Origin of the sequence: Frondihabitans sp. VKM Ac-2883, from assembly GCF_015350875.1 — a bacterium.
GTDB lineage: Bacteria > Actinomycetota > Actinomycetes > Actinomycetales > Microbacteriaceae > Frondihabitans.
Genome location: NZ_JADKSF010000004.1, coordinates 1 through 17,605 on the forward strand (window position 1 = coordinate 1; position 17,605 = coordinate 17,605).

The window sequence follows — 17,605 nt, forward strand, 5'->3', positions numbered from 1 at the left end:
AGCGCCTAGGCACCCTCTCGAGCCGCAAGGTGCCGTACTTCCGCCGCAACCTCGGGGTCGTCTTCCAAGACTTCCGCCTGCTTCCGCAGAAGTCCGTCTTCGACAACGTCGCGTTCACGCTTCAGGTGATCGGCAAGAGCCGCGGCTACATCCAGGAGGCCGTCCCCGACGTGCTCAAGATGGTCGGTCTTGCCGGCAAGGCGCAGCGCCTTCCGCACGAGCTCTCGGGCGGCGAACAGCAGCGCGTCGCGATCGCTCGCGCGATCGTCAACCGCCCCGCGATCCTCCTCGCCGACGAGCCGACTGGAAACCTCGACCCCTCGACCAGCGCCGGGATCATGACTCTCCTCGACCGAATCAACGCCTCGGGCACGACCGTGCTCATGGCCACCCACGACGCCGGAATCGTCGATCAGATGCAGCGGCGAGTGATCGAGCTGTCCGGCGGTAACATCATCCGCGACGAGCGCTCCGGCGGGTATCAGACGCAGGCGGTTCCCATTCAGCAGGTCGGCCAGGAGGGGGCGCAGCCGCGCGTGCAGGGCGTTCCGACGCAGACCGTGCCGGCGCCGCGCCTGGATCCTGAATCCGTTGCTCAGCAGTCCGTTCCCGAGTGGGGAGCCGACAAATGAGGCTTCGTCTTGTGCTCAGCGAGGTCGGATCCGGCCTCAAGCGCAACCTCTCGATGGTCATCTCGGTCGTGCTCGTGACGTTCATCTCGCTCACGTTCGTCGGCACGGCGGCTCTGCTGCAGTTGCAGATCAACCAGATGAAGGGCTATTGGTACGACAAGGCGCAGGTCGCCGTGTACCTCTGCACCGACACCGACACCACCGGAAACTGCACGGGCGCCAAAGCGACGACCGCGCAGAAAGACCAGGTCGAAGCCCAGCTGCAGTCGTCGACGCTGAAGCCGTACATCCAGAAGTCGTACTTCGAGACGCAACAGGATGCTTACGACCGCTTCAAAAAGCAGTTCGCCGACAGCCCCGCAACCGAGTTCGTGCAGCCGTCGTACCTCAACGAGACCTTCTGGGTGAACCTCAAGGATCCCTCGCAGTCCGACATCCTGATTGAGAGCCTCTCCAATCAGGCGGGTGTGCAGAGCGTCGTCGATCAGCGCGGTTATCTTCAGCCGATCTTCTCGGTGTTGAACGCCGCGTCGTACACGGCGATCGGCATAGCCGTCCTGATGCTTATTGCGGCCGTCTTGCTCATTGCGACGACGATTCGCCTGTCGGCGTTCAGCAGGCGACGAGAGCTCGGCATCATGCGGCTGGTGGGGGCGTCGAACCGGTTCATTCAGACGCCGTTCATCCTCGAGGGCGTGATCGCGGCGCTCGTGGGCTCGGTGTTGGCGGGCGGGGCCATGATCCTGATCGTGAAGGTGTTCGTGCGCGGGTACCTCGCCGAGAACTTCGCGTCGACGCCATTCGTCACGATGGGCGACACCTACGTGGTCGTGCCGCTGCTGATCGTGATCGGTGCTGCACTGGCAGCTCTGTCGGCGGGCGTCGCGATCCGCCGCTACCTCAAGGTGTAGCTGCCCGCTTTTCGAATTTGAAGGTGATCCTGCCCGGCCGCGACGACTTTCTGCGGATCGGGCGGGGTCGCTGCCGGGTTTCTCCTTCGAATTTGCACGGGCCCGGCCGGTCGAGGAGAACGTCGGTGGGTGCATATACTGTAAGGCTGCGCTCGAAAGCCGGGTGCAGGATCCTGCCCGACGTATCTTGAAGGAGACGACCATGGCAACCGACTCTTCTTCCAGGCCCATCTCGAAAAAAGGCGTGTCCGATCGCGATCGCGGCGAGAAGGTGGTCGCGAGTAACCGCCGTGCCCGCCACGACTACCTCATCGACGACACCTACGAGGCCGGCATCGTGCTCTGGGGCACCGAGGTCAAGGCGCTGCGTCAGGGCCGCGCCTCGCTGATCGATGGCTATGCCTTCATCGAGGGGGGCGAGATCTGGCTCGATGCCGTGCACATCCCCGAATACACCGAGGGCACCTGGAACAACCACGCGCCCCGGCGCAAGCGAAAGCTGCTGATGCACAAGCAGCAGATCATCAAGATCAGCCACAAGACGAAAGAGGGCGGTTACACGATCGTTCCTCTTCGGATCTACTTCGCCGATGGCCGGGCCAAGGTCGAGATCGCGGTCGCCAAGGGTAAGCGTGAGTACGACAAGCGCCAGACCCTGCGCGAGCGGACCGACCGCCGCGAGGCCGACCGGGCCATGTCGGCTCGACGGAACATGGGCGACTGACGTAGACTGATCTCCCTGCCGAAGACCGGGTGATCCACCGATCATCGGCAGATTGCCACCTGGCAAGACGAACCGCGACAACTCCACAGAGCACGACAGAGACCCACTCGAGGGGATGATCGGTTTCGACATCGCCTGTATGCGAACGAGAAGCGGGTCGAGGATCCAGGGTTATCTCGTAAACGATCTCTGGAAAACAATAAGTGCCAATAAATCGCGCACTGACTTCGCTCTCGCTGCGTAAGCAGTAGAGCCACATAAGTCCGTCAGACCGGAGACCGCCTTCTATCCGGACCCTGACGTCATCTAGAGGGCTTGCTGTGTCACTACGCCAGAGGGTGACACGGGACTTAAACTCGGGCTGGGCTCGTCCACCTAGATGCCGGTAGCAAAGGTGGGGGCCAAGTAGAACGACTTATCCGGCTACACCCGTAGAAGGCGTTCAATCTCAGCGATGGACGGGGGTTCAATTCCCCCCATCTCCACCATCGGTTTCTGTCGTGCTCCGTGAATGTCTCCGGTTCCGAGAAGGGCGTCCCGCACGGGCGCCCTTTCTTTGTGCGCTCTACGCAGGTTCTGCGGGATTTCTGATCGAGTGCTGTAAGGATTGCGGCATGCTCCTCGACCCTCAGGCCCTGCTCGAAAACCTCGGCCCCTGGGCCCTCGCCGGCCTTTCTCTCATCATCTTCATCGAGTCGGGTGTTCTGTTCCCCTTTCTGCCGGGCGACAGCCTTCTCGTCACAGCCGGCCTCCTGCACGACAAACTCGGCCTCGCCGTCGCGACGATCGCGATCTGTGCATTCGTCGCCGCGTTCCTCGGCGATCAGGTGGGCTACTTCCTGGGGAGTCGATTCGGGAGGCGTCTCTTCAAGCCCAACGCCCGGATCCTGAAGACCGAATATCTGGAGCGTGCCGAAGTCTTCTTCGCTCGCTACGGCGGGCCGGCGCTGATCCTCGGGCGGTTCGTGCCGATCGTGCGCACCTATGTGCCCCTCGCTGCCGGAACAAGCCGGTACAAGTACCCTAAATTCTTGCTCTTCAATGTGATCGGCGCGTTCCTCTGGGCGGTCGGCCTCACTGTGATCGGCTCGCTGCTGAGCGGGTTCCCGTTCATCACGGAGCACATCGACATTCTCGCCATCGTGATCGTGGTGATCTCGGTCGGCCCGATCGTGGTGCACGCGCTGATCGAGCGGCGTCGGGCGAGGCGGGTCGGTGGAGCGGGTGCGGGTGCGGGTGCGGGTGCAGGTGCGGGGACGGGTGCGGGTCCTGGTGCCGCCCCGTCCTCGGACGGCCCGTCGGTGCAGTCGCGCCCCGAGGTCTAGCCCGGCCGGGGGTGCGAGTGGGCGAGGCACCCCGGGTTGGCCAGATAACCCCCGGATGCCAGGCCCGATCTGGCCAGGAGGGGGTGCGTCACCGCTGCGCACAGCTCAGGTGAGCGGAGCAGGACCGGTGGGCAGTGTGCTGGGCGCTCCGAACCTCCAGCTCATCAGCGCGATGGTCACGGCGCCGGCGGCAAGAATCGCGGCGAGCACGATGATCTGAAACTGCGCGGCCTCGAGCGGCGACGCCCCGCCGAAGATGGCGCCGACGAACGCGCCGGGAAGAGTGACGATCCCTGTCGTGCGGGCCTGGTCGGTCGACGGGATGATGGCGGCGGAGGCGGCGCGGCGAACGGTGCTCTGGGCAGCGATCCGCGGGGTGGCTCCGAGCGCGAGCCAGCCCTCGACCTGATCGCGCCCCGACACGAGGTCGTCTCCGAGCAGACGTCCCATCAGAGTCGCCACGCTCATTACATTGCCGACGACGATGCCGCCGAGGGCGAGGACGTATCTCGGCGACGGATCCACGGCTCCGAGTGCGAACACGATGGCGAGGGGAGTCGCCGCGGCCAGTGCGACGGTGCCGAGCACGAAGACGAGCTGGCGACCGCTGAGCCGAAGTCGAGAACGGACGGTCCAGGCGGCGGCCGCGACCATCGCGACGAGGAAGACGGCGACCCAGAGCGGATCACTGATCACTCCGAGCAAGATCACGCTCAGAAGCCCGAGCTGCACGGTCGCGCGAACGATCGCCCACGGCTGCAGCCACGGCTTTTCGAGGCGAAGGGAGAAGACGATGGCCGCGGTCAGCGCTACGAGAACGGCGACCGCGACCGTGGTCGACGTGAGGGTCACACGGAGTCACTCGGTGAGGTCGAGACCGGCGCCACTGCGGCGACCACCGCATCGTGCAGCCGGCCGTTCGTGGCCAGGGCGCTTCCGTGCCAGATTCCGTCGCCGCCGTCGATGCCGCCGAAGCGCCCGCCGGCCTCGGTCACGATCGGGTAGAGGGCCGCCATGTCGTACGGCTGCAGGTCGAATTCACCCGAGATGTCGATAGCGCCCTCGGCGACGAGCATGTACGACCAGAAATCGCCGTAGGCACGCGTGCGCCACACCTGGTCGGCCAGCGCGAGAAGGTTGTCGACCCGCCCCGCCTTCATCCAGTACTGCAGGCCGTTGTAGCTGAGCGACGCGTCGGCGAGAGAATCAATCGCCGACACTCGCAGGGGAGTGGCGGCCTTGCCGTTGTCAGAACCAAAGGATCCGGCTCCCGCCGACCCCCACCACCGTCTGCCGAGCGCCGGCGCACTGACCACCCCGACCACGGGCTCGCCGTCGGTCACGAGCGAGATCAGCGTGGCCCAGATCGGCACGCCGCGGAGGAAGTTGGCGGTGCCGTCGATTGGATCGACGATCCACTGCCTCGTGCTCTCGCCGGCTCGGCCGGACTCCTCGCCGTAGAAGGCGTCGTAGGGCCGCTCGGCCTCGAGTCGAGCCCGAATTGCGCGCTCGACAGCCTTGTCGGCGTCGGTGACGTGAGTGTGGTCGGCCTTCAGCGAGACGTCGAGGTCGGCCGCCCGGTAGCGGGCGAGCGCAATGGCGTCGGCCTCGTCTGCAAGGAGGAGCGCGAGGGCGAGGTCGGCTGCGTGATCGGGGGCGGTGTCGTCTTCGTGGGCCACTCGATCAGCGTATCGGTCGCGGTCTGCGTGCGGCGGGCCCGGTTGCAGTGGGCGGGTGTTGTGAGGTGTGGGCGGGTGCTGCAGCACCCGCCGACTCTCGAGAACACCCGCCGACTCCGACAGAACTGACCCGCGGGGCTACTACGCCCCGCGGTTGCCGAGCAGCGTTTGCAGCGATTCCAGTCGCTCCCGGCCGATGTCGCCGAGCTCGCCGGCCTCGACGCGGTCAATGATCTCCCAGTCGTGGGCCTCGGTCAGCGGAATGCCGCCCGGGGGCTCGTATCCCTCGGGGAACACCGCGTGCGAGGCGAACGATCGGAGGATGTTCTCGGGGTTCACGTGGCCGAGCCCGAACGATCGCACACCGGGTGTGTCGACGATCCAGCCACCCGAGGGCACCTTGAACGACACGGTCGACGACGACGTGTGGCGCCCGCGGCCGGTCACGGTGTTCACGACGCCGACCGCGCGCTTCGAGCCGGTGAGCGCGTTGACCAGGGTCGATTTGCCGACACCGGAGTGCCCCACGGTGACCGTCACGTGATCGTCGAGGACGGAGCGGAGCGTGTCAAGCTCGGATCCCGAGAACTGGGTCGACGACGTCGTCAGGATCCTGAGATCCAGGCAAGAGAAGTGCGCGGCGAACGGCTCCGGATCCGCAAGGTCGGTTTTCGTGATCACCAGGATCGGTTCGACACCCGCATCGAATGCCGCCACGAGGTAGCGGTCGACGAGACGGGGGCGCGGCTCCGGGTCGGCGGCGGCCACGACGATGAGCATCTGGTCGGCGTTGGCCACGATCACACGCTCGACGGCGTCGGTGTCGTCGGCACTGCGGCGGAGCAGTGTCGTCCGCTCCTGCACCCGGACGATGCGTGCGAGAGAACCCTCGGCCCCGCTCGTGTCGCCGACGACGTCGACCCGGTCGCCCGTCACTACGGCCTTCTTGCCGAGCTCGCGGGCCCGGGCGGTGGTGATCTCGCGCTCGTCCGGGGTGCCGGCGTCCATCAGCACGCCGTAGCGACCGCGATCGACCGTCCAGACGACTCCCGGTACGGCCTGGTCGTAGGCCGGGCGCTGCTTCGTGCGGGGGCGGTTGGCTTTGGGGTTGGGGCGGATCCGGATCGACGACTCGTCGTACTCGGAGTACTCCTCATCGACGGGCTCGTCGCCGTCCGACCACCAGCTCACAGGCTGCAGCCCATCATAAGAACCCGAGCAGACTCGTGTCGGCCGGGGTCACGTCGACCTTCCGGCCGAGCAGCTCGACCCAGAGATCGACGAACTGCGGAAGCGTCTTCGAGACGACGCGCACGTCGTCGACCTCCACGTTCGGCACGGCGAGACCGATGATCGCGGCGGCGTGGGCCATGCGGTGGTCGCCGTAGGTCTTCCACTGGCCGGCGTGCAGCGGGGAGGGCTCGAGGTGGACGCCATCGTCGAGCTCGGTCGCGTTGCCTCCCAGCCCGTTGATCTCGGTGACGAGGGCCGCGAGGCGATCCGTCTCGTGCCCTCGCAGGTGGCCGATACCGGTGATCGTGCTGGGGCCCGAGGCGAGGGCGGCAAGAGCGACGAGGGCGGGGGCCAATTCGCCACCGCGCGACAGGTCGAGGTCGACGCCCGGCAGCGAGCCGCCGCCGATGAGACCGGAACCGCCGTCGACGGTCAGCGTGTCGCCGTCGCGGGTGATTGTGGCACCCCAGAGCGGCAAGAGCTCTTCGAGGTCGGCTCCGACCTGGGTGGTCTCGGTCGGCCAGTGCCGAATCGACACATGACCACCGGCGACGAGCGCGGCCACGAGGAACGGCGCCGCGTTCGACAGGTCGGGCTCGATCGTGATGTCGCGGCCGCTGATCGGCGTCGCCGGCACGACCCAGACTCCGGGTTCGGGCGATTCGACGGCAACGCCCCGCAACGCGAGTGCGTCGATGGTCATCTCGATGTGGGGAAGGCTTGGCAGCTTCTCGCCGGTGTGCCGTAGCGTGAGACCCGCGTCGAAGCGCGGGGCCGACAGAAGAAGGCCCGACACGAACTGACTGGAGGCGGACGCGTCAATGGACACCTCCGACCGGTCGATTCGACCGGTGCCGTAGAGGCTGAAGGGCAGAGTGCCACGGCCGTCGTCGCTGACGTCCACCCCGAGGGCCCGCAGCGACTCGATCGTGGTGCGCATGGGGCGGCGTCGGGCGGCTTCGTCGCCGTCGAAGGTGACCGGCCCGGTGGCGAGGGCTGCGACGGGCGGAAGGAACCGCATCACAGTGCCCGCGAGTCCGCACTCGATCGACGTGCCGCCGGTCAGCTCGCCCGGCGTGACCAGAAGGTCGGGGCCGTATGGTTCGCCGTTGTCGCGCTCCTCGATGGTCACGCCGAGTGCTCGAAGGGCGTCGATCATGAGGGCCGAGTCGCGGGAGTGGAGGGGCAGGCGCAGAAGCGAAGGATCCGACGCGAGCGCCGACAGCACGAGCTCGCGATTCGTGAGTGACTTCGAGCCAGGCAGGCTCAGTATCGAGGTCACGGGGCCGGTCGCCGACGGCGCGACCCAGAATCCCTCGTCGAGCAGCGGCTTGTCTTTCGACTCGCGATCGCTGTCGCCGTACGGGTTGAAATCGGGCTCGGAATACCTGAATACCTGCATCGGTTGTCAAGGGTAATGCACCGTGATGAAGGAGGACCCATGGCAGCTACGAGCACTCTCGATGCCCCCCGGGTCGCCGAACTAGAATTGGCTCTGATGAGCACCCCCGACGGCACCGCCGACACCAGCACCTCGCCGAGCGACACCCCCGACCAGACCGTCGACGTTCGCGCCCTGTTCGAAGAGCAGGCGCTCCCGTTCATGGACCAGCTCTATGCGGCAGGCATGCGAATGACGCGCAACCCGTCTGACGCCGCCGACCTCGTGCAAGAGACCTACGTGAAGGCGTTCGCCGCGTTCGGGCAGTTCACGCAGGGCACAAATTTGAAGGCGTGGCTGTACCGGATCCTCACGAACACCTTCATCAACACGTACCGCAAGAAGCAGCGAGACCCCTACCAGGGCACGATCGACGAACTCGAAGACTGGCAGATGGGCGGCGCGACCAGCGCCACACTCAGCTCGACGTCACGCTCCGCCGAAGCAGAGGCCATCGACCACCTTCCCGACAGTGCCGTGAAAGACGCGCTGCAGAAGGTTCCCGAAGACTTCCGACTCGCGGTCTACCTGGCTGATGTCGAAGGATTCTCGTACCAAGAGATCGCCGACATCATGAAGACCCCGGTCGGCACCGTCATGAGCCGTCTGCACCGCGGTCGACGCCTGCTGCGCGAGCTCCTGGGCGACTACGCCCGCGAGCGTGGCATCGTCGTTCCCCCCTCCACCTCGAAGACCCCATCGAAAGGCAGCACGAAATGACCGACTGCGGCTGCGACAAAGCCAAGGCGGAGCTCGAGGAGTACCTGCACAACGAGCTCGCGCGCGACGACGCACACGACATCCGAGAGCACATGGCCGGCTGTGCCGACTGCTCCAGTGAATTCCACGTCAACGTGGTCATGACGGAGGCCGTGCAGCGAGCCTGCAAAGAGACGGCGCCCGAAGACCTCCGGTTGATGGTGCTGGCGAAGATCAGAGACCTCCAGGCGCACTAGTCGTTCGGGTGGCGTAACGGTGGTGCCGGATCCTGTAGTTTCGGGTCATGAACGCCACCGTGGAGACGCTCGGCACTCCCAGCACTGACGACCTCGACGACCTCGTCGCACTCATCCGTTCGCTCGGTTACTCGCTCGAAACGACCGACCTCTCGGCGAGGCTCACGCATCTTTCGCTCGAGGCGGGCCATGAGACGTGGGTGGTTCGCGATGGTGCTGGCCGGATCAGCGCCGTCGCTGGGGCGCACGTCATGTGGGCCTACAACTCCGATGCACCGACCGCGCAGCTCTTGCTGCTGGTCGTCCGGCCTGATGTGCGCCGCGACGGACTGGGGTCACAGCTGCTCACGCACTTCGAGACCTGGGCCGGATCGCACTCGGCCTCGCAGCTCTCGGCGGTCTCGGCCGCTGCTACCGATTCGGCGCACCGCTTCTATCAGAAGCGCGGCTATCACGAGTCGGGCACGCGGTACACCAAGCTCGGCTGACGCCCGGGCTGCTGCCTCCCGGGTGCGGCTTGTCTGACGCCGCGGCCTGTCTCCGAATTCGAAGGAGATTTCGCTCGGCCCCGACGCGGACATCAGGATCCGACGGGGTCGCGACGCGAAATCTCCTTCAAATTCGGCCGGTGGCCGGTCGGGCTAGAGGCTAAGCGCCCGATCGACCAGCGCCGACAGCTCGGCAGCGCTCCGCTTGGGCGAACCCGTCGCGGGGGCGGCCGACGCCGGACGCGAGGCCACAGTGATAGGCCGACCGAGCTTCGGCGCGAGCTCGAGGGCAATGAACGGCCACGCGCCCTGGTTTTCGGGCTCCTCTTGCGCGAAGACGATCTCGGCGGAGGGGTAGCGCTCGAGCACGGCCGTGATCTCGGCGAGAGGCAGCGGGTAGAGCTGCTCCAGTCGGATCAGAGCAATGTCGTCGCGCGGCACCTGACGCTTGTCGAGCTCGGCCTGGAGGTCGTAGTGGATCTTGCCCGAATGCAGCACGATTCGCTTGGTCGCACTAGGATCTTCGACCCGGGTGCAGTCGAGCACCGGCTCGAAGCGGCCGCTGGTGAACGCATCGACATCGCTCGTAGCACCGCGCAGTCGCAACATCGCCTTCGGGGTGAAGACGACGAGCGGGCGGCGGGGGCGAGCGTAGGCCTGGCGGCGCAGGAGGTGGAAGTGCGATGCCGGCGTCGAGGGCCGGGCGATCGTCATGTTGTTTTCGGCGCAGAGCTGGAGGTAGCGCTCGATCCGGGCCGACGAGTGGTCGGGCCCCTGACCCTCGTAGCCGTGCGGCAGCAGCAGCACGACGCTCGAGCGCTGGCCCCACTTCTGCTCGGCACTGGAGATGAACTCATCGACGATCGTCTGAGCGCCGTTCGCGAAGTCGCCGAACTGGGCCTCCCAGAGAACGAGCGCGTCGGCACGCTCGACCGAGTAGCCGTACTCGAAGCCCATCGCCGCGAACTCGCTGAGCAGAGAGTCGTAGATCCAGAGCTTCGCCTGGTTGTCGGTGACGTTCTGGAGCGGGATCCACTCCTGGCCGTTCTCGCGGTCGTGGAGCACGGCGTGGCGCTGCACGAAGGTGCCGCGGCGCGTGTCTTGGCCGGCCATGCGAACGGGCGTGCCCTCGGTGAGAACCGACCCGAGTGCCAGGAGTTCGCCGAAAGCCCAGTCGATCTGGCCGCTGCGGGTCATCTCGACCCGCTTCTTCAGCAGCTGCTGGAGCTTCGGGTGCACGCTGAAGCCGCTCGGCGGGTTGTCGAAGGAATCGCCGATGGCGTGGACGAGGTCGAGGGGGATCGACGTCTCGAACTTGTCGGCGGGGGAGCCATCGCCGGCCGTGGAGTCTTCGGCCTGCTGCGCGACCGGGCGCTCGAGGTCGGCGACTGCGCCGCCGTCAGAACTGACGACGGGAATCGAACCCGTCTGCGCGGCATGGGTCTCGCCGAAGGCCCGCTCCAGGCGATCCTGGAAGTCGCGGTGGGCGCCCTCGTACTCCTCCTGCGTGATATCGCCGCGACCGACCAGCGCCTCTGTGTAGAGGGTGCGGACGCTCCGCTTGTTTTCGATGAGGCTGTACATGAGCGGCTGGGTCATCGAGGGGTCGTCGCCCTCGTTGTGACCACGGCGGCGGTAGCAGACGAGGTCGATGACGACATCCCGCTTGAACTCCTGGCGGTACGCGAACGCGAGCTCGGCCACCCGGGCCACCGCCTCGGGGTCGTCGCCGTTGACGTGGAAGATCGGCGCCTGGATGGTCTTCGCGACGTCGGTCGAGTAGATCGACGAGCGACCCTCGGACGGCGAGGTGGTGAACCCGACCTGGTTGTTGATGACGATGTGGATCGTGCCACCCACGCGGTAGCCGCGGAGCTGCGACATCTGCATGGTCTCGACGACGATGCCCTGGCCGGCCATGGCCGCATCGCCGTGGACGAGGATCGGCAGAACAGCGAACGCCAGCGGCACACCGCGATCCTGCTTGGCGCGCACGATGCCCTCAAGCACTCCATCGCCCGCCTCGAGGTGCGACGGGTTGGCCGCGATGTAGACCGGGATCGTCTTGCCGGCGGCACTCGTGAACTCGCCCTCGGTGCCCAGGTGGTATTTGACGTCGCCCGAGCCCTGCACGGTGCGCGGATCTTGCGTGCCTTCGAACTCGCGGAAGATCTGACCGTAGGTCTTGCCCGCGATGTTTGTCAGGACGTTGAGACGACCGCGGTGGGCCATGCCGATCGCGACCTCCTGGAGCCCTGCGGCGGCGGCCTCCTGGATCACGGTGTCGAGCAGTGAGATGGCCGATTCGCCGCCCTCCAGGCTGAAGCGCTTCTGACCGACGTACTTGGTCTGGAGGAAGGTCTCGAAGGCCTCGGCCTCGTTGAGCTTGCCGAGAATGCGCATCTGCTCGTCGTGGCTCGGCTTCGCGTAGGGCACCTCGATGTGCTCCTGCACCCAGCGACGCTGCGCCGGATCTTGGATGTGCATGTACTCGATGCCGATCGTGCGGCAGTACGAATCGCGGAGGACGCCGAGGATGTCGCGCAGCAGCATTCCGGCCTTGCCGCCGAAACCGCCGGTAACGAATTCGCGATCGAGATCCCAGAAGGTGAGGCCGTGACGTTCGATCTCGAGGTCGGGGTGCGTGCGCTGGCGGTATTCGAGCGGGTCGATGTCGGCCATCAGATGGCCGCGCACGCGGTAGCTGTTGATGAGCTCCTGCACTCGGGCGGTCTTGCCGACGCGCTCAGCGAGGTTGACGTTGATGTCGGAGTTCCAGTGGATCGGCGCGTACGGAATGCGCAGGGCCGAGAAGATGCCTTCGTAGAACTGTCGACCGCCGATGAGCATCTCGTGGACGATCTTGAGGAACTCGCCCGAGCCGGCGCCCTGGATCACCCGGTGGTCGTAGGTCGAAGTGAGCGTGATTGTCTTGCCGATGCCGAGCTCGACGAGCGTCTTCGAGGCGGATCCCTGAAATTCGGCGGGGTATTCGAGAGCGCCGGCGCCGATGATCGCGCCCGCGCCCTTCATGAGGCGGGGCACGCTGTGAACTGTGCCGATTCCGCCCGGGTTGGTCAGCGAGATGGTGTTGCCGGCGAAGTCGTCGGCGGTGAGCTTGTTGGCGCGGGCCTTCTTGACGATGTCTTCGTACGCGGAGAGGAACTGGGCGAAGGTGAGGGTCTCGGCCTTCTTGATGCCGGGTACGAGAAGGGCACGTGTGCCGTCGGGCTTCGGGATGTCGATGGCGAGACCGAGATTGATGTGAGCCGGGGTGACCACCGAGGGCTTGCCGTCGACTACGTCGTAGAAGACGTTCTGGCTCGGGAACTCTTTCAGGGCCTGGACGAGGGCCCAGCCGATGAGGTGGGTGAAGGAGATCTTGCCACCGCGAGCGCGCTTGAGGTGGTTGTTGATCACGATGCGGTTGTCGATCATCAGCTTGGCCGGGATCGTGCGGACGCTGGTCGCCGTCGGCACCGTGAGACTGGCGTCCATGTTCGTCGCGAGACTCTTCGACATTCCGCGAAGCGGCTGCACGACGTTCTCGGGCTCGGGCGTCGGCTGCTCGGAGGCAGAGGGCTTCTTCGACGGGGCAGTCGGCGCCTCGGCGGGCACGGGCTTCTCTTTGGGAGCGACGGAGGTGGTGCGGGCCGGGACGCTGCGGCCGGAGGTCGTCGACGCGGGCGGAGTCGAGGTGCTCGGCGCCGGTCGGACGGGATCGGACAGGCGCGACGGGTCGAGAGCGGAGTCGGGATCGGAGACCGTCTGCGGAGCGGAGACCGGCTGGGGCGCGGCATCGTCTGCTGCCGACGCTGCGTCAGGTGAATCGGGCGTCGAGGCGCCTTCGCCGGGCTTGTAGCTCTCGAGGATGGGCCACCACGTCTTGTCGACCGAATTCTTATCGACGACGTACTGCTCGTAGAGCTCGTCGACGAGCCACTCGTTGGCGCCGAACTGCTCTGCGGCGCCGTCGTCGGTCGTTCCGGTCACGTGGCTAGACACAGCCGATCGCCCACTCTCCGTTGATTGTTGATCGTTCGCAGGGCCCTCGTCGCCCGTGCAGATCAAGACTAATCGGTCGACGTTGTCCTGGGTGGGAGGCACTCACAGGGAATAGGTTGAATGCCATGAGGTTCTACGAGACCACTCCGACGCACGACCTGACGTACTCCGACGTGTTCCTCGTCCCGAGCCGATCGAGCGTCTCGTCGAGGCTCGATGTCTCGCTCGATACCGGTGATCGAACAGGTCAGACCATCCCGATCGTCTCGGCGAACATGAACTCGGTGACCGGGCACCGGCTGGCGGCGACGCTGGCCCGCCGGGGCGGTCTCGGAGTGCTTCCGCAAGACATGCACCCCCAAGATCTCGATGCGGCGATCCGCTGGGTGAAAGAGCAGCCGGTCGCCTTCGACACCCCCTACGTCATGTCTCCGGCCGATTCCGTCGAGACGGCCCGTCGAGCGCTGCCGGCAGCCGAGGGACAGGGCATCGTTCTGCACGACTCCGACGGTTCGTACCTCGGCTGCATCCCGGCGACGCGTTTGGCGAAAGCCTCCGACGACGCGGTGCTCGGCGATCTTCTCCACGGCCGGCTCGCCTCGCTCGACGCCGACGACATCGACGGTCCGCGCGCCGCCTTCGACCTCCTCGTGGCCGCCGACCTCGATTTCGCCCCGGTGCTTCATCAGGGGCACGTGATCGGCACCCTCAGTCGCAAGACGGCGTTGCGCTCGACCATCTATCGTCCCGCCGTGGATGCGGATGGTCGTCTGCGGGTCGCCGCCGCGGTGGGCATCAACGGTGACGTCGCCGATAAGGCGAAGGCCCTGGTCGCGGCCGGCGTCGACGTCCTCGTGCTCGACACGGCGCACGGCCACCAAGACGGAATGCTGCGCGCGCTCAAGGCAGTGGCCGCGCTCGAGCTGGGCGTTCCCCTCGTGGCAGGCAACGTCGTCACTGCGGAGGCGGTCCGTCAGCTCGTCGGAGCGGGCGCCGACATCGTCAAGGTCGGCGTCGGCCCGGGCGCCATGTGCACCACCCGAATGATGACGGCGGTCGGGCGTCCTCAGTTCTCGGCGGTGCTCGAGACCGCGGAGGCGGCCCGCGCACTCGGCGCCCATGTCTGGGCCGACGGCGGCGTGCGGTATCCCCGCGATGTCGCTCTGGCACTGGCCGCCGGTGCCTCCAGCGTGATGATCGGCTCGTGGTTCGCCGGCACGATCGAGGCTCCCGGTGAACTCGACACCGATGCCGACGGCCGCGTCTACAAAGAGAGCTGGGGCATGGCGTCGACGAAGGCCGTGCGATCGCGCTTCGAGCGCCTCGACCCGTACGAGCTCGCCCGCCGCACCCTCTTCGCCGAGGGCATCTCGTCGTCGCGGATCTACCTCGATCCCTTGCGCCCTTCCGTAGAAGACCTGCTCGACATGATCACGTCGGGAGTCAGGTCGTCGCTCACCTACGCGGGGGCGCGCACTCTCGCCGAGTTCTCGGAGCGAGCGCTGGTCGGCATCCAGTCGGCTGCAGGGTACGAGGAGGGCAAGGCGCTGCCGGTCAGCTGGTAGCGCGCCCCCGGCGAAAATCGCAGGATCCGGCCCGCCGGATCCTGGGCTGTGACGAATCTGGCGGATTCTCGGTTTCCGGGCACCCGCGCGTTGGTGTACGCCGATAAACTGATCGGATAATGGACGACCATCACCATAGACATTCGCCCTATCCGCCCTTCTTCCAGCCGGGAGGGTCCGCTTCGTGAACGAGTGGCTTCTGCTCGGCATCGGTCTCGTCCTCACAGTGGGTACGGGCCTCTTCGTGGCGAGCGAGTTCTCGCTCGTCAATCTCGACCGCGCTGATCTCGAGGCGCGACAGGCCAAAGGGGAGAAACGCCTCGGCTCGACCATCGGGGCTCTCAAGGTCACCTCGACTCACCTCTCGAGTGCGCAACTCGGCATCACTCTGACCACCCTCCTCACCGGTTACACGATGGAGCCGGCGATCTCGACCTTGCTTGCCGATCCGTTCCGCCAGTTCGGCGGGCCGATCGAGGTGGTCGAGGTCGTTGCCCCGATCGTCTCGATCGTCTTGGCGACCCTGCTCTCGATGATCATCGGCGAGCTCGTGCCGAAGAACTTCGCGCTGGCGCTGCCCCTCGCCACGGCAAAACTCGTGATCCCGTTTCAGGTTGCCTTCACCGCCGTCTTCCGGCCCGCCGTCGCGGTGCTGAACGGCACCGCCAACGCGATCCTCCGCGGCATGGGCATCGAGCCGAAAGAGGAGCTCTCGGGGGCGCGAACCGCCGAAGAGCTCTCATCGCTCGTGCGCCGGTCGGCGTTCGAGGGAAGCCTCGACCTCGACACGGCGACACTGCTGGCGCGCACGCTCGTCTTCAGCGACCACGACGCCTCCGACGTCATGACACCCCGGCCGCGCGTCACCAGCGTCTCGCGCACCGACACGGCCGAGACCGTGCTCGCCGAAGCCCGCCGCACGGGCTACTCGCGCTTTCCGGTCACCGACGACGACATCGACGACATCGTCGGGCTCGTGCACGTCAAACAGGCGGTCGCCGTGCCGCGCGAGAAGCGCGGCGAGGTGCCCGTGTCGGCTCTGCAGACCGAGGCGATTCGCGTGCCCGAGACGATGACGCTCGACAACCTCCTCGAAGAGGTGCGCGGCAAGGGGTACCAGATGGCGGTCGTCGTCGACGAGTACGGCGGAACAGCGGGGGTCGTCACCCTCGAAGACCTGATCGAAGAGCTGGTGGGCGAGGTGTCCGATGAGCACGATCGCTCCCGTGTCGACGTCGTACGGTCGCGCGACTGGCTCACCTTTCCGGGCCTTCTCCGCCCCGACGAGCTTCTCGAACGAGCCTCCGTCAAGGTGCCGGAAGACGGCCCCTACGAGACCGTGGGTGGCTGGGTGATGAGCGAGCTTGGGCGCCTCCCGGTGGTCGGCGACGCCGTCGACGTCGAGGCGGGCACCTTCCGCGTCGAGCGCCTCGACGGTCGCCGTATCGACCGGATCCGGTTCACGCCGGCGGTCGACGACAGCATCGCCCGAGAGCACATCGATGCCGCCACTGCCGCGGCTTCGCGCGAAGGGCAGGTGACCCGATGAGCAGCGACTGGTGGGGAATCGTCTGGCTGGTCGTGCTGCTGCTCGGCAACGCCTTCTTCGTCGGCGCCGAATTCGCCGTCATCTCGGCGCGGAGGTCGTCGATCGAGCCCAAGGCGGAGGCCGGCAACCGTGCTGCCAAGACCACGCTCTGGGCGATGGAGCACGCGACGCTCATGCTCGCGACCAGCCAGCTCGGCATCACCGTGTGCTCGCTGCTGATCCTGAACGTCTCGGAGCCCTCGATCCACCACCTGCTCGAAGGGCCATTGCACTTGACCGGCCTCTCGACCGAGTTGGTCGACACCGTCGGATTCATCATCACGCTGCTTCTGGTGTCGTTCCTCCACGTCGTCTTCGGCGAGATGGTGCCGAAGAACCTCTCGTTCTCGGTGCCCGACCGCGCGGCACTCCTGCTCGCCCCGCCGCTGGTGTTCGTCGGACGCATCTTCAGCGTCGTGATCCGGTCGCTTAACTGGGTGACGAACTGCATCATCAAGGCTTTCGGCGTCGAGCCGAAAGACGAGGCCACCAGCGCGTTCACCGTCGAAGAGGTGCAGACGATCGTCGCTCAGTCACAGCGGGAGGGTGTGCTCCGCGATACGACGGGTGCGCTCACCGCCGCGTTCGAGTTCACCGAGAAGAAGGTCTCCGACGTCGCGGTTGCCCTGCCGTCGCTGGTGACGCTCGATGAGGCGGCGACTCCGGCCGAGGTCGAGCGGGCCGTGGCGCAGAGCGGATTCTCGCGGTACGTGCTCGTCAACGAGCAGTCCGAACCGACCGGGTATCTCCACCTCAAAGACGTGATCGATCTCGCCGATGACGAGTATTCGGATCCTGTGCCCCCGAAGCGGATCCGCCAGTTGATCTCGATCTATGAGGGCACCGAACTCGAAGACGCCCTCGCGACCATGCGCCGTGCCGGAGTGCACGTCGCGCGGTCGTTCGACGAGCAGGGCACGACCCGCGGGGTGCTGTTCCTCGAAGACATCATCGAGGAGCTCATCGGCGAGGTGCAGGACGCCACCAGACGTCGGTAGACGTTCACCGAATGCACGAAAGACGCCCCACGACCGAAGTCGTGGGGCGTTTTCTGTGCA

General features: G+C 66.4%; 15 protein-coding genes and 1 other RNA gene. 11 read left to right on the forward strand and 5 right to left on the reverse strand.

The genetic code is table 11. The features are described from left to right. From ITJ49_RS08535 to ITJ49_RS08555, 5 genes are all read left to right on the forward strand, one after another. Nucleotides 1–632: cell division ATP-binding protein FtsE (locus tag ITJ49_RS08535; protein WP_194604059.1), on the forward strand; the 632-nt coding region annotated here is incomplete at its 5' end. Then, a complete protein-coding gene (gene ftsX, locus ITJ49_RS08540) occupies nucleotides 629–1,543 on the forward strand; it encodes a permease-like cell division protein FtsX (RefSeq protein ID WP_123944677.1) in 915 nt (304 codons plus the stop codon). The genes ITJ49_RS08535 and ftsX, both read left to right, overlap by 4 nt. Nucleotides 1,544–1,745: 202 nt before the next feature. Further along, nucleotides 1,746–2,267: an SsrA-binding protein SmpB gene (gene smpB, locus ITJ49_RS08545; RefSeq protein ID WP_055958703.1), complete on the forward strand. Its 522-nt coding sequence runs from the start codon at nucleotides 1,746–1,748 to the stop codon at nucleotides 2,265–2,267. Nucleotides 2,268–2,378: 111 nt separating this feature from the next. Further along, nucleotides 2,379–2,755, forward strand: a transfer-messenger RNA (tmRNA) gene (gene ssrA, locus ITJ49_RS08550). 126 nt (nucleotides 2,756–2,881) lie between these two features. Next, on the forward strand, nucleotides 2,882–3,592 hold the full coding sequence (locus tag ITJ49_RS08555) for a DedA family protein (RefSeq protein ID WP_194604062.1): 711 nt from the start codon (nucleotides 2,882–2,884) through the stop codon (nucleotides 3,590–3,592). A gap of 105 nt (nucleotides 3,593–3,697) precedes the next feature. On the opposite strand, the gene ITJ49_RS08560 is transcribed toward ITJ49_RS08555, so the two are convergent. From ITJ49_RS08560 to aroA, 4 genes are all read right to left on the reverse strand, one after another. Continuing rightward, on the reverse strand, nucleotides 3,698–4,444 hold the full coding sequence (locus ITJ49_RS08560; RefSeq protein WP_194604065.1) for an ABC transporter permease: 747 nt from the start codon (nucleotides 4,442–4,444) through the stop codon (nucleotides 3,698–3,700). Then, the gene (locus ITJ49_RS08565; protein ID WP_194604069.1) at nucleotides 4,441–5,271 is read right to left on the reverse strand and encodes an inositol monophosphatase family protein; all 831 of its coding nucleotides are present in this window, start codon (nucleotides 5,269–5,271) and stop codon (nucleotides 4,441–4,443) included. The genes ITJ49_RS08560 and ITJ49_RS08565 overlap by 4 nt, the downstream gene beginning before the upstream one ends. 141 nt (nucleotides 5,272–5,412) lie before the next feature. Next, complete coding sequence (rsgA, locus tag ITJ49_RS08570) at nucleotides 5,413–6,462, reverse strand: ribosome small subunit-dependent GTPase A (RefSeq protein WP_055958693.1); 1,050 nt, start codon at nucleotides 6,460–6,462, stop codon at nucleotides 5,413–5,415. A gap of 13 nt (nucleotides 6,463–6,475) precedes the next feature. Next, nucleotides 6,476–7,906, reverse strand: coding sequence for a 3-phosphoshikimate 1-carboxyvinyltransferase (gene aroA, locus ITJ49_RS08575; protein WP_194604072.1), 1,431 nt, complete (start codon nucleotides 7,904–7,906; stop codon nucleotides 6,476–6,478). 39 nt (nucleotides 7,907–7,945) lie between these two features. Here aroA and ITJ49_RS08580 point away from each other — a divergent pair, with 39 nt between their 5' ends. From ITJ49_RS08580 to ITJ49_RS08590, 3 genes are read left to right on the forward strand one after another with little or no spacing between them, the layout of a single operon-like run. Further along, nucleotides 7,946–8,665, forward strand: a complete 720-nt coding sequence (locus tag ITJ49_RS08580) for a sigma-70 family RNA polymerase sigma factor (RefSeq protein WP_123944687.1) — start codon at nucleotides 7,946–7,948, stop codon at nucleotides 8,663–8,665. Beyond that, a complete protein-coding gene (locus ITJ49_RS08585; protein WP_055958685.1) occupies nucleotides 8,662–8,901 on the forward strand; it encodes an anti-sigma factor in 240 nt (79 codons plus the stop codon). The genes ITJ49_RS08580 and ITJ49_RS08585 overlap by 4 nt, the downstream gene beginning before the upstream one ends. A 47-nt stretch (nucleotides 8,902–8,948) precedes the next feature. After that, entirely contained in the window at nucleotides 8,949–9,389 is a 441-nt protein-coding gene (locus ITJ49_RS08590; protein ID WP_123944689.1) for a GNAT family N-acetyltransferase, read from the forward strand. Between the two features lie 153 nt (nucleotides 9,390–9,542). On the opposite strand, the gene ITJ49_RS08595 is transcribed toward ITJ49_RS08590, so the two are convergent. After that, complete coding sequence (locus tag ITJ49_RS08595) at nucleotides 9,543–13,394, reverse strand: multifunctional oxoglutarate decarboxylase/oxoglutarate dehydrogenase thiamine pyrophosphate-binding subunit/dihydrolipoyllysine-residue succinyltransferase subunit (RefSeq protein ID WP_194604074.1); 3,852 nt, start codon at nucleotides 13,392–13,394, stop codon at nucleotides 9,543–9,545. 125 nt (nucleotides 13,395–13,519) lie between these two features. Between ITJ49_RS08595 and ITJ49_RS08600 the strand changes: the two genes are divergently transcribed. The 3 genes from ITJ49_RS08600 to ITJ49_RS08610 all read left to right on the forward strand — a co-directional run bounded on the left by ITJ49_RS08600 (nucleotide 13,520) and on the right by ITJ49_RS08610 (nucleotide 17,545). Continuing rightward, entirely contained in the window at nucleotides 13,520–14,959 is a 1,440-nt protein-coding gene (locus ITJ49_RS08600; protein WP_194604079.1) for a GuaB1 family IMP dehydrogenase-related protein, read from the forward strand. 184 nt (nucleotides 14,960–15,143) lie between these two features. After that, nucleotides 15,144–16,508 carry a hemolysin family protein gene (locus tag ITJ49_RS08605; protein WP_194604082.1) on the forward strand — a complete coding sequence of 455 codons (1,365 nt, stop codon included), beginning with the start codon at nucleotides 15,144–15,146 and terminating at the stop codon, nucleotides 16,506–16,508. After that, nucleotides 16,505–17,545: a hemolysin family protein gene (locus ITJ49_RS08610; RefSeq protein ID WP_123944697.1), complete on the forward strand. Its 1,041-nt coding sequence runs from the start codon at nucleotides 16,505–16,507 to the stop codon at nucleotides 17,543–17,545. Before ITJ49_RS08605 ends, ITJ49_RS08610 begins: the two co-directional genes overlap by 4 nt. The last annotated feature ends 60 nt before the right edge of the window (nucleotides 17,546–17,605 follow it).

Coding starts and splice junctions, on each gene's coding strand:
- aroA (WP_194604072.1), bottom strand. CDS start 7,906: ATGCAGGTATTCAGGTATTCCGAGCCCGATTTCAACCCGTACGGCGAC.
- ITJ49_RS08555 (WP_194604062.1), top strand. CDS start 2,882: ATGCTCCTCGACCCTCAGGCCCTGCTCGAAAACCTCGGCCCCTGGGCC.
- ITJ49_RS08580 (WP_123944687.1), top strand. CDS start 7,946: ATGGCAGCTACGAGCACTCTCGATGCCCCCCGGGTCGCCGAACTAGAA.
- ITJ49_RS08585 (WP_055958685.1), top strand. CDS start 8,662: ATGACCGACTGCGGCTGCGACAAAGCCAAGGCGGAGCTCGAGGAGTAC.
- ITJ49_RS08610 (WP_123944697.1), top strand. CDS start 16,505: ATGAGCAGCGACTGGTGGGGAATCGTCTGGCTGGTCGTGCTGCTGCTC.
- ftsX (WP_123944677.1), top strand. CDS start 629: ATGAGGCTTCGTCTTGTGCTCAGCGAGGTCGGATCCGGCCTCAAGCGC.
- ITJ49_RS08600 (WP_194604079.1), top strand. CDS start 13,520: ATGAGGTTCTACGAGACCACTCCGACGCACGACCTGACGTACTCCGAC.
- smpB (WP_055958703.1), top strand. CDS start 1,746: ATGGCAACCGACTCTTCTTCCAGGCCCATCTCGAAAAAAGGCGTGTCC.
- ITJ49_RS08590 (WP_123944689.1), top strand. CDS start 8,949: ATGAACGCCACCGTGGAGACGCTCGGCACTCCCAGCACTGACGACCTC.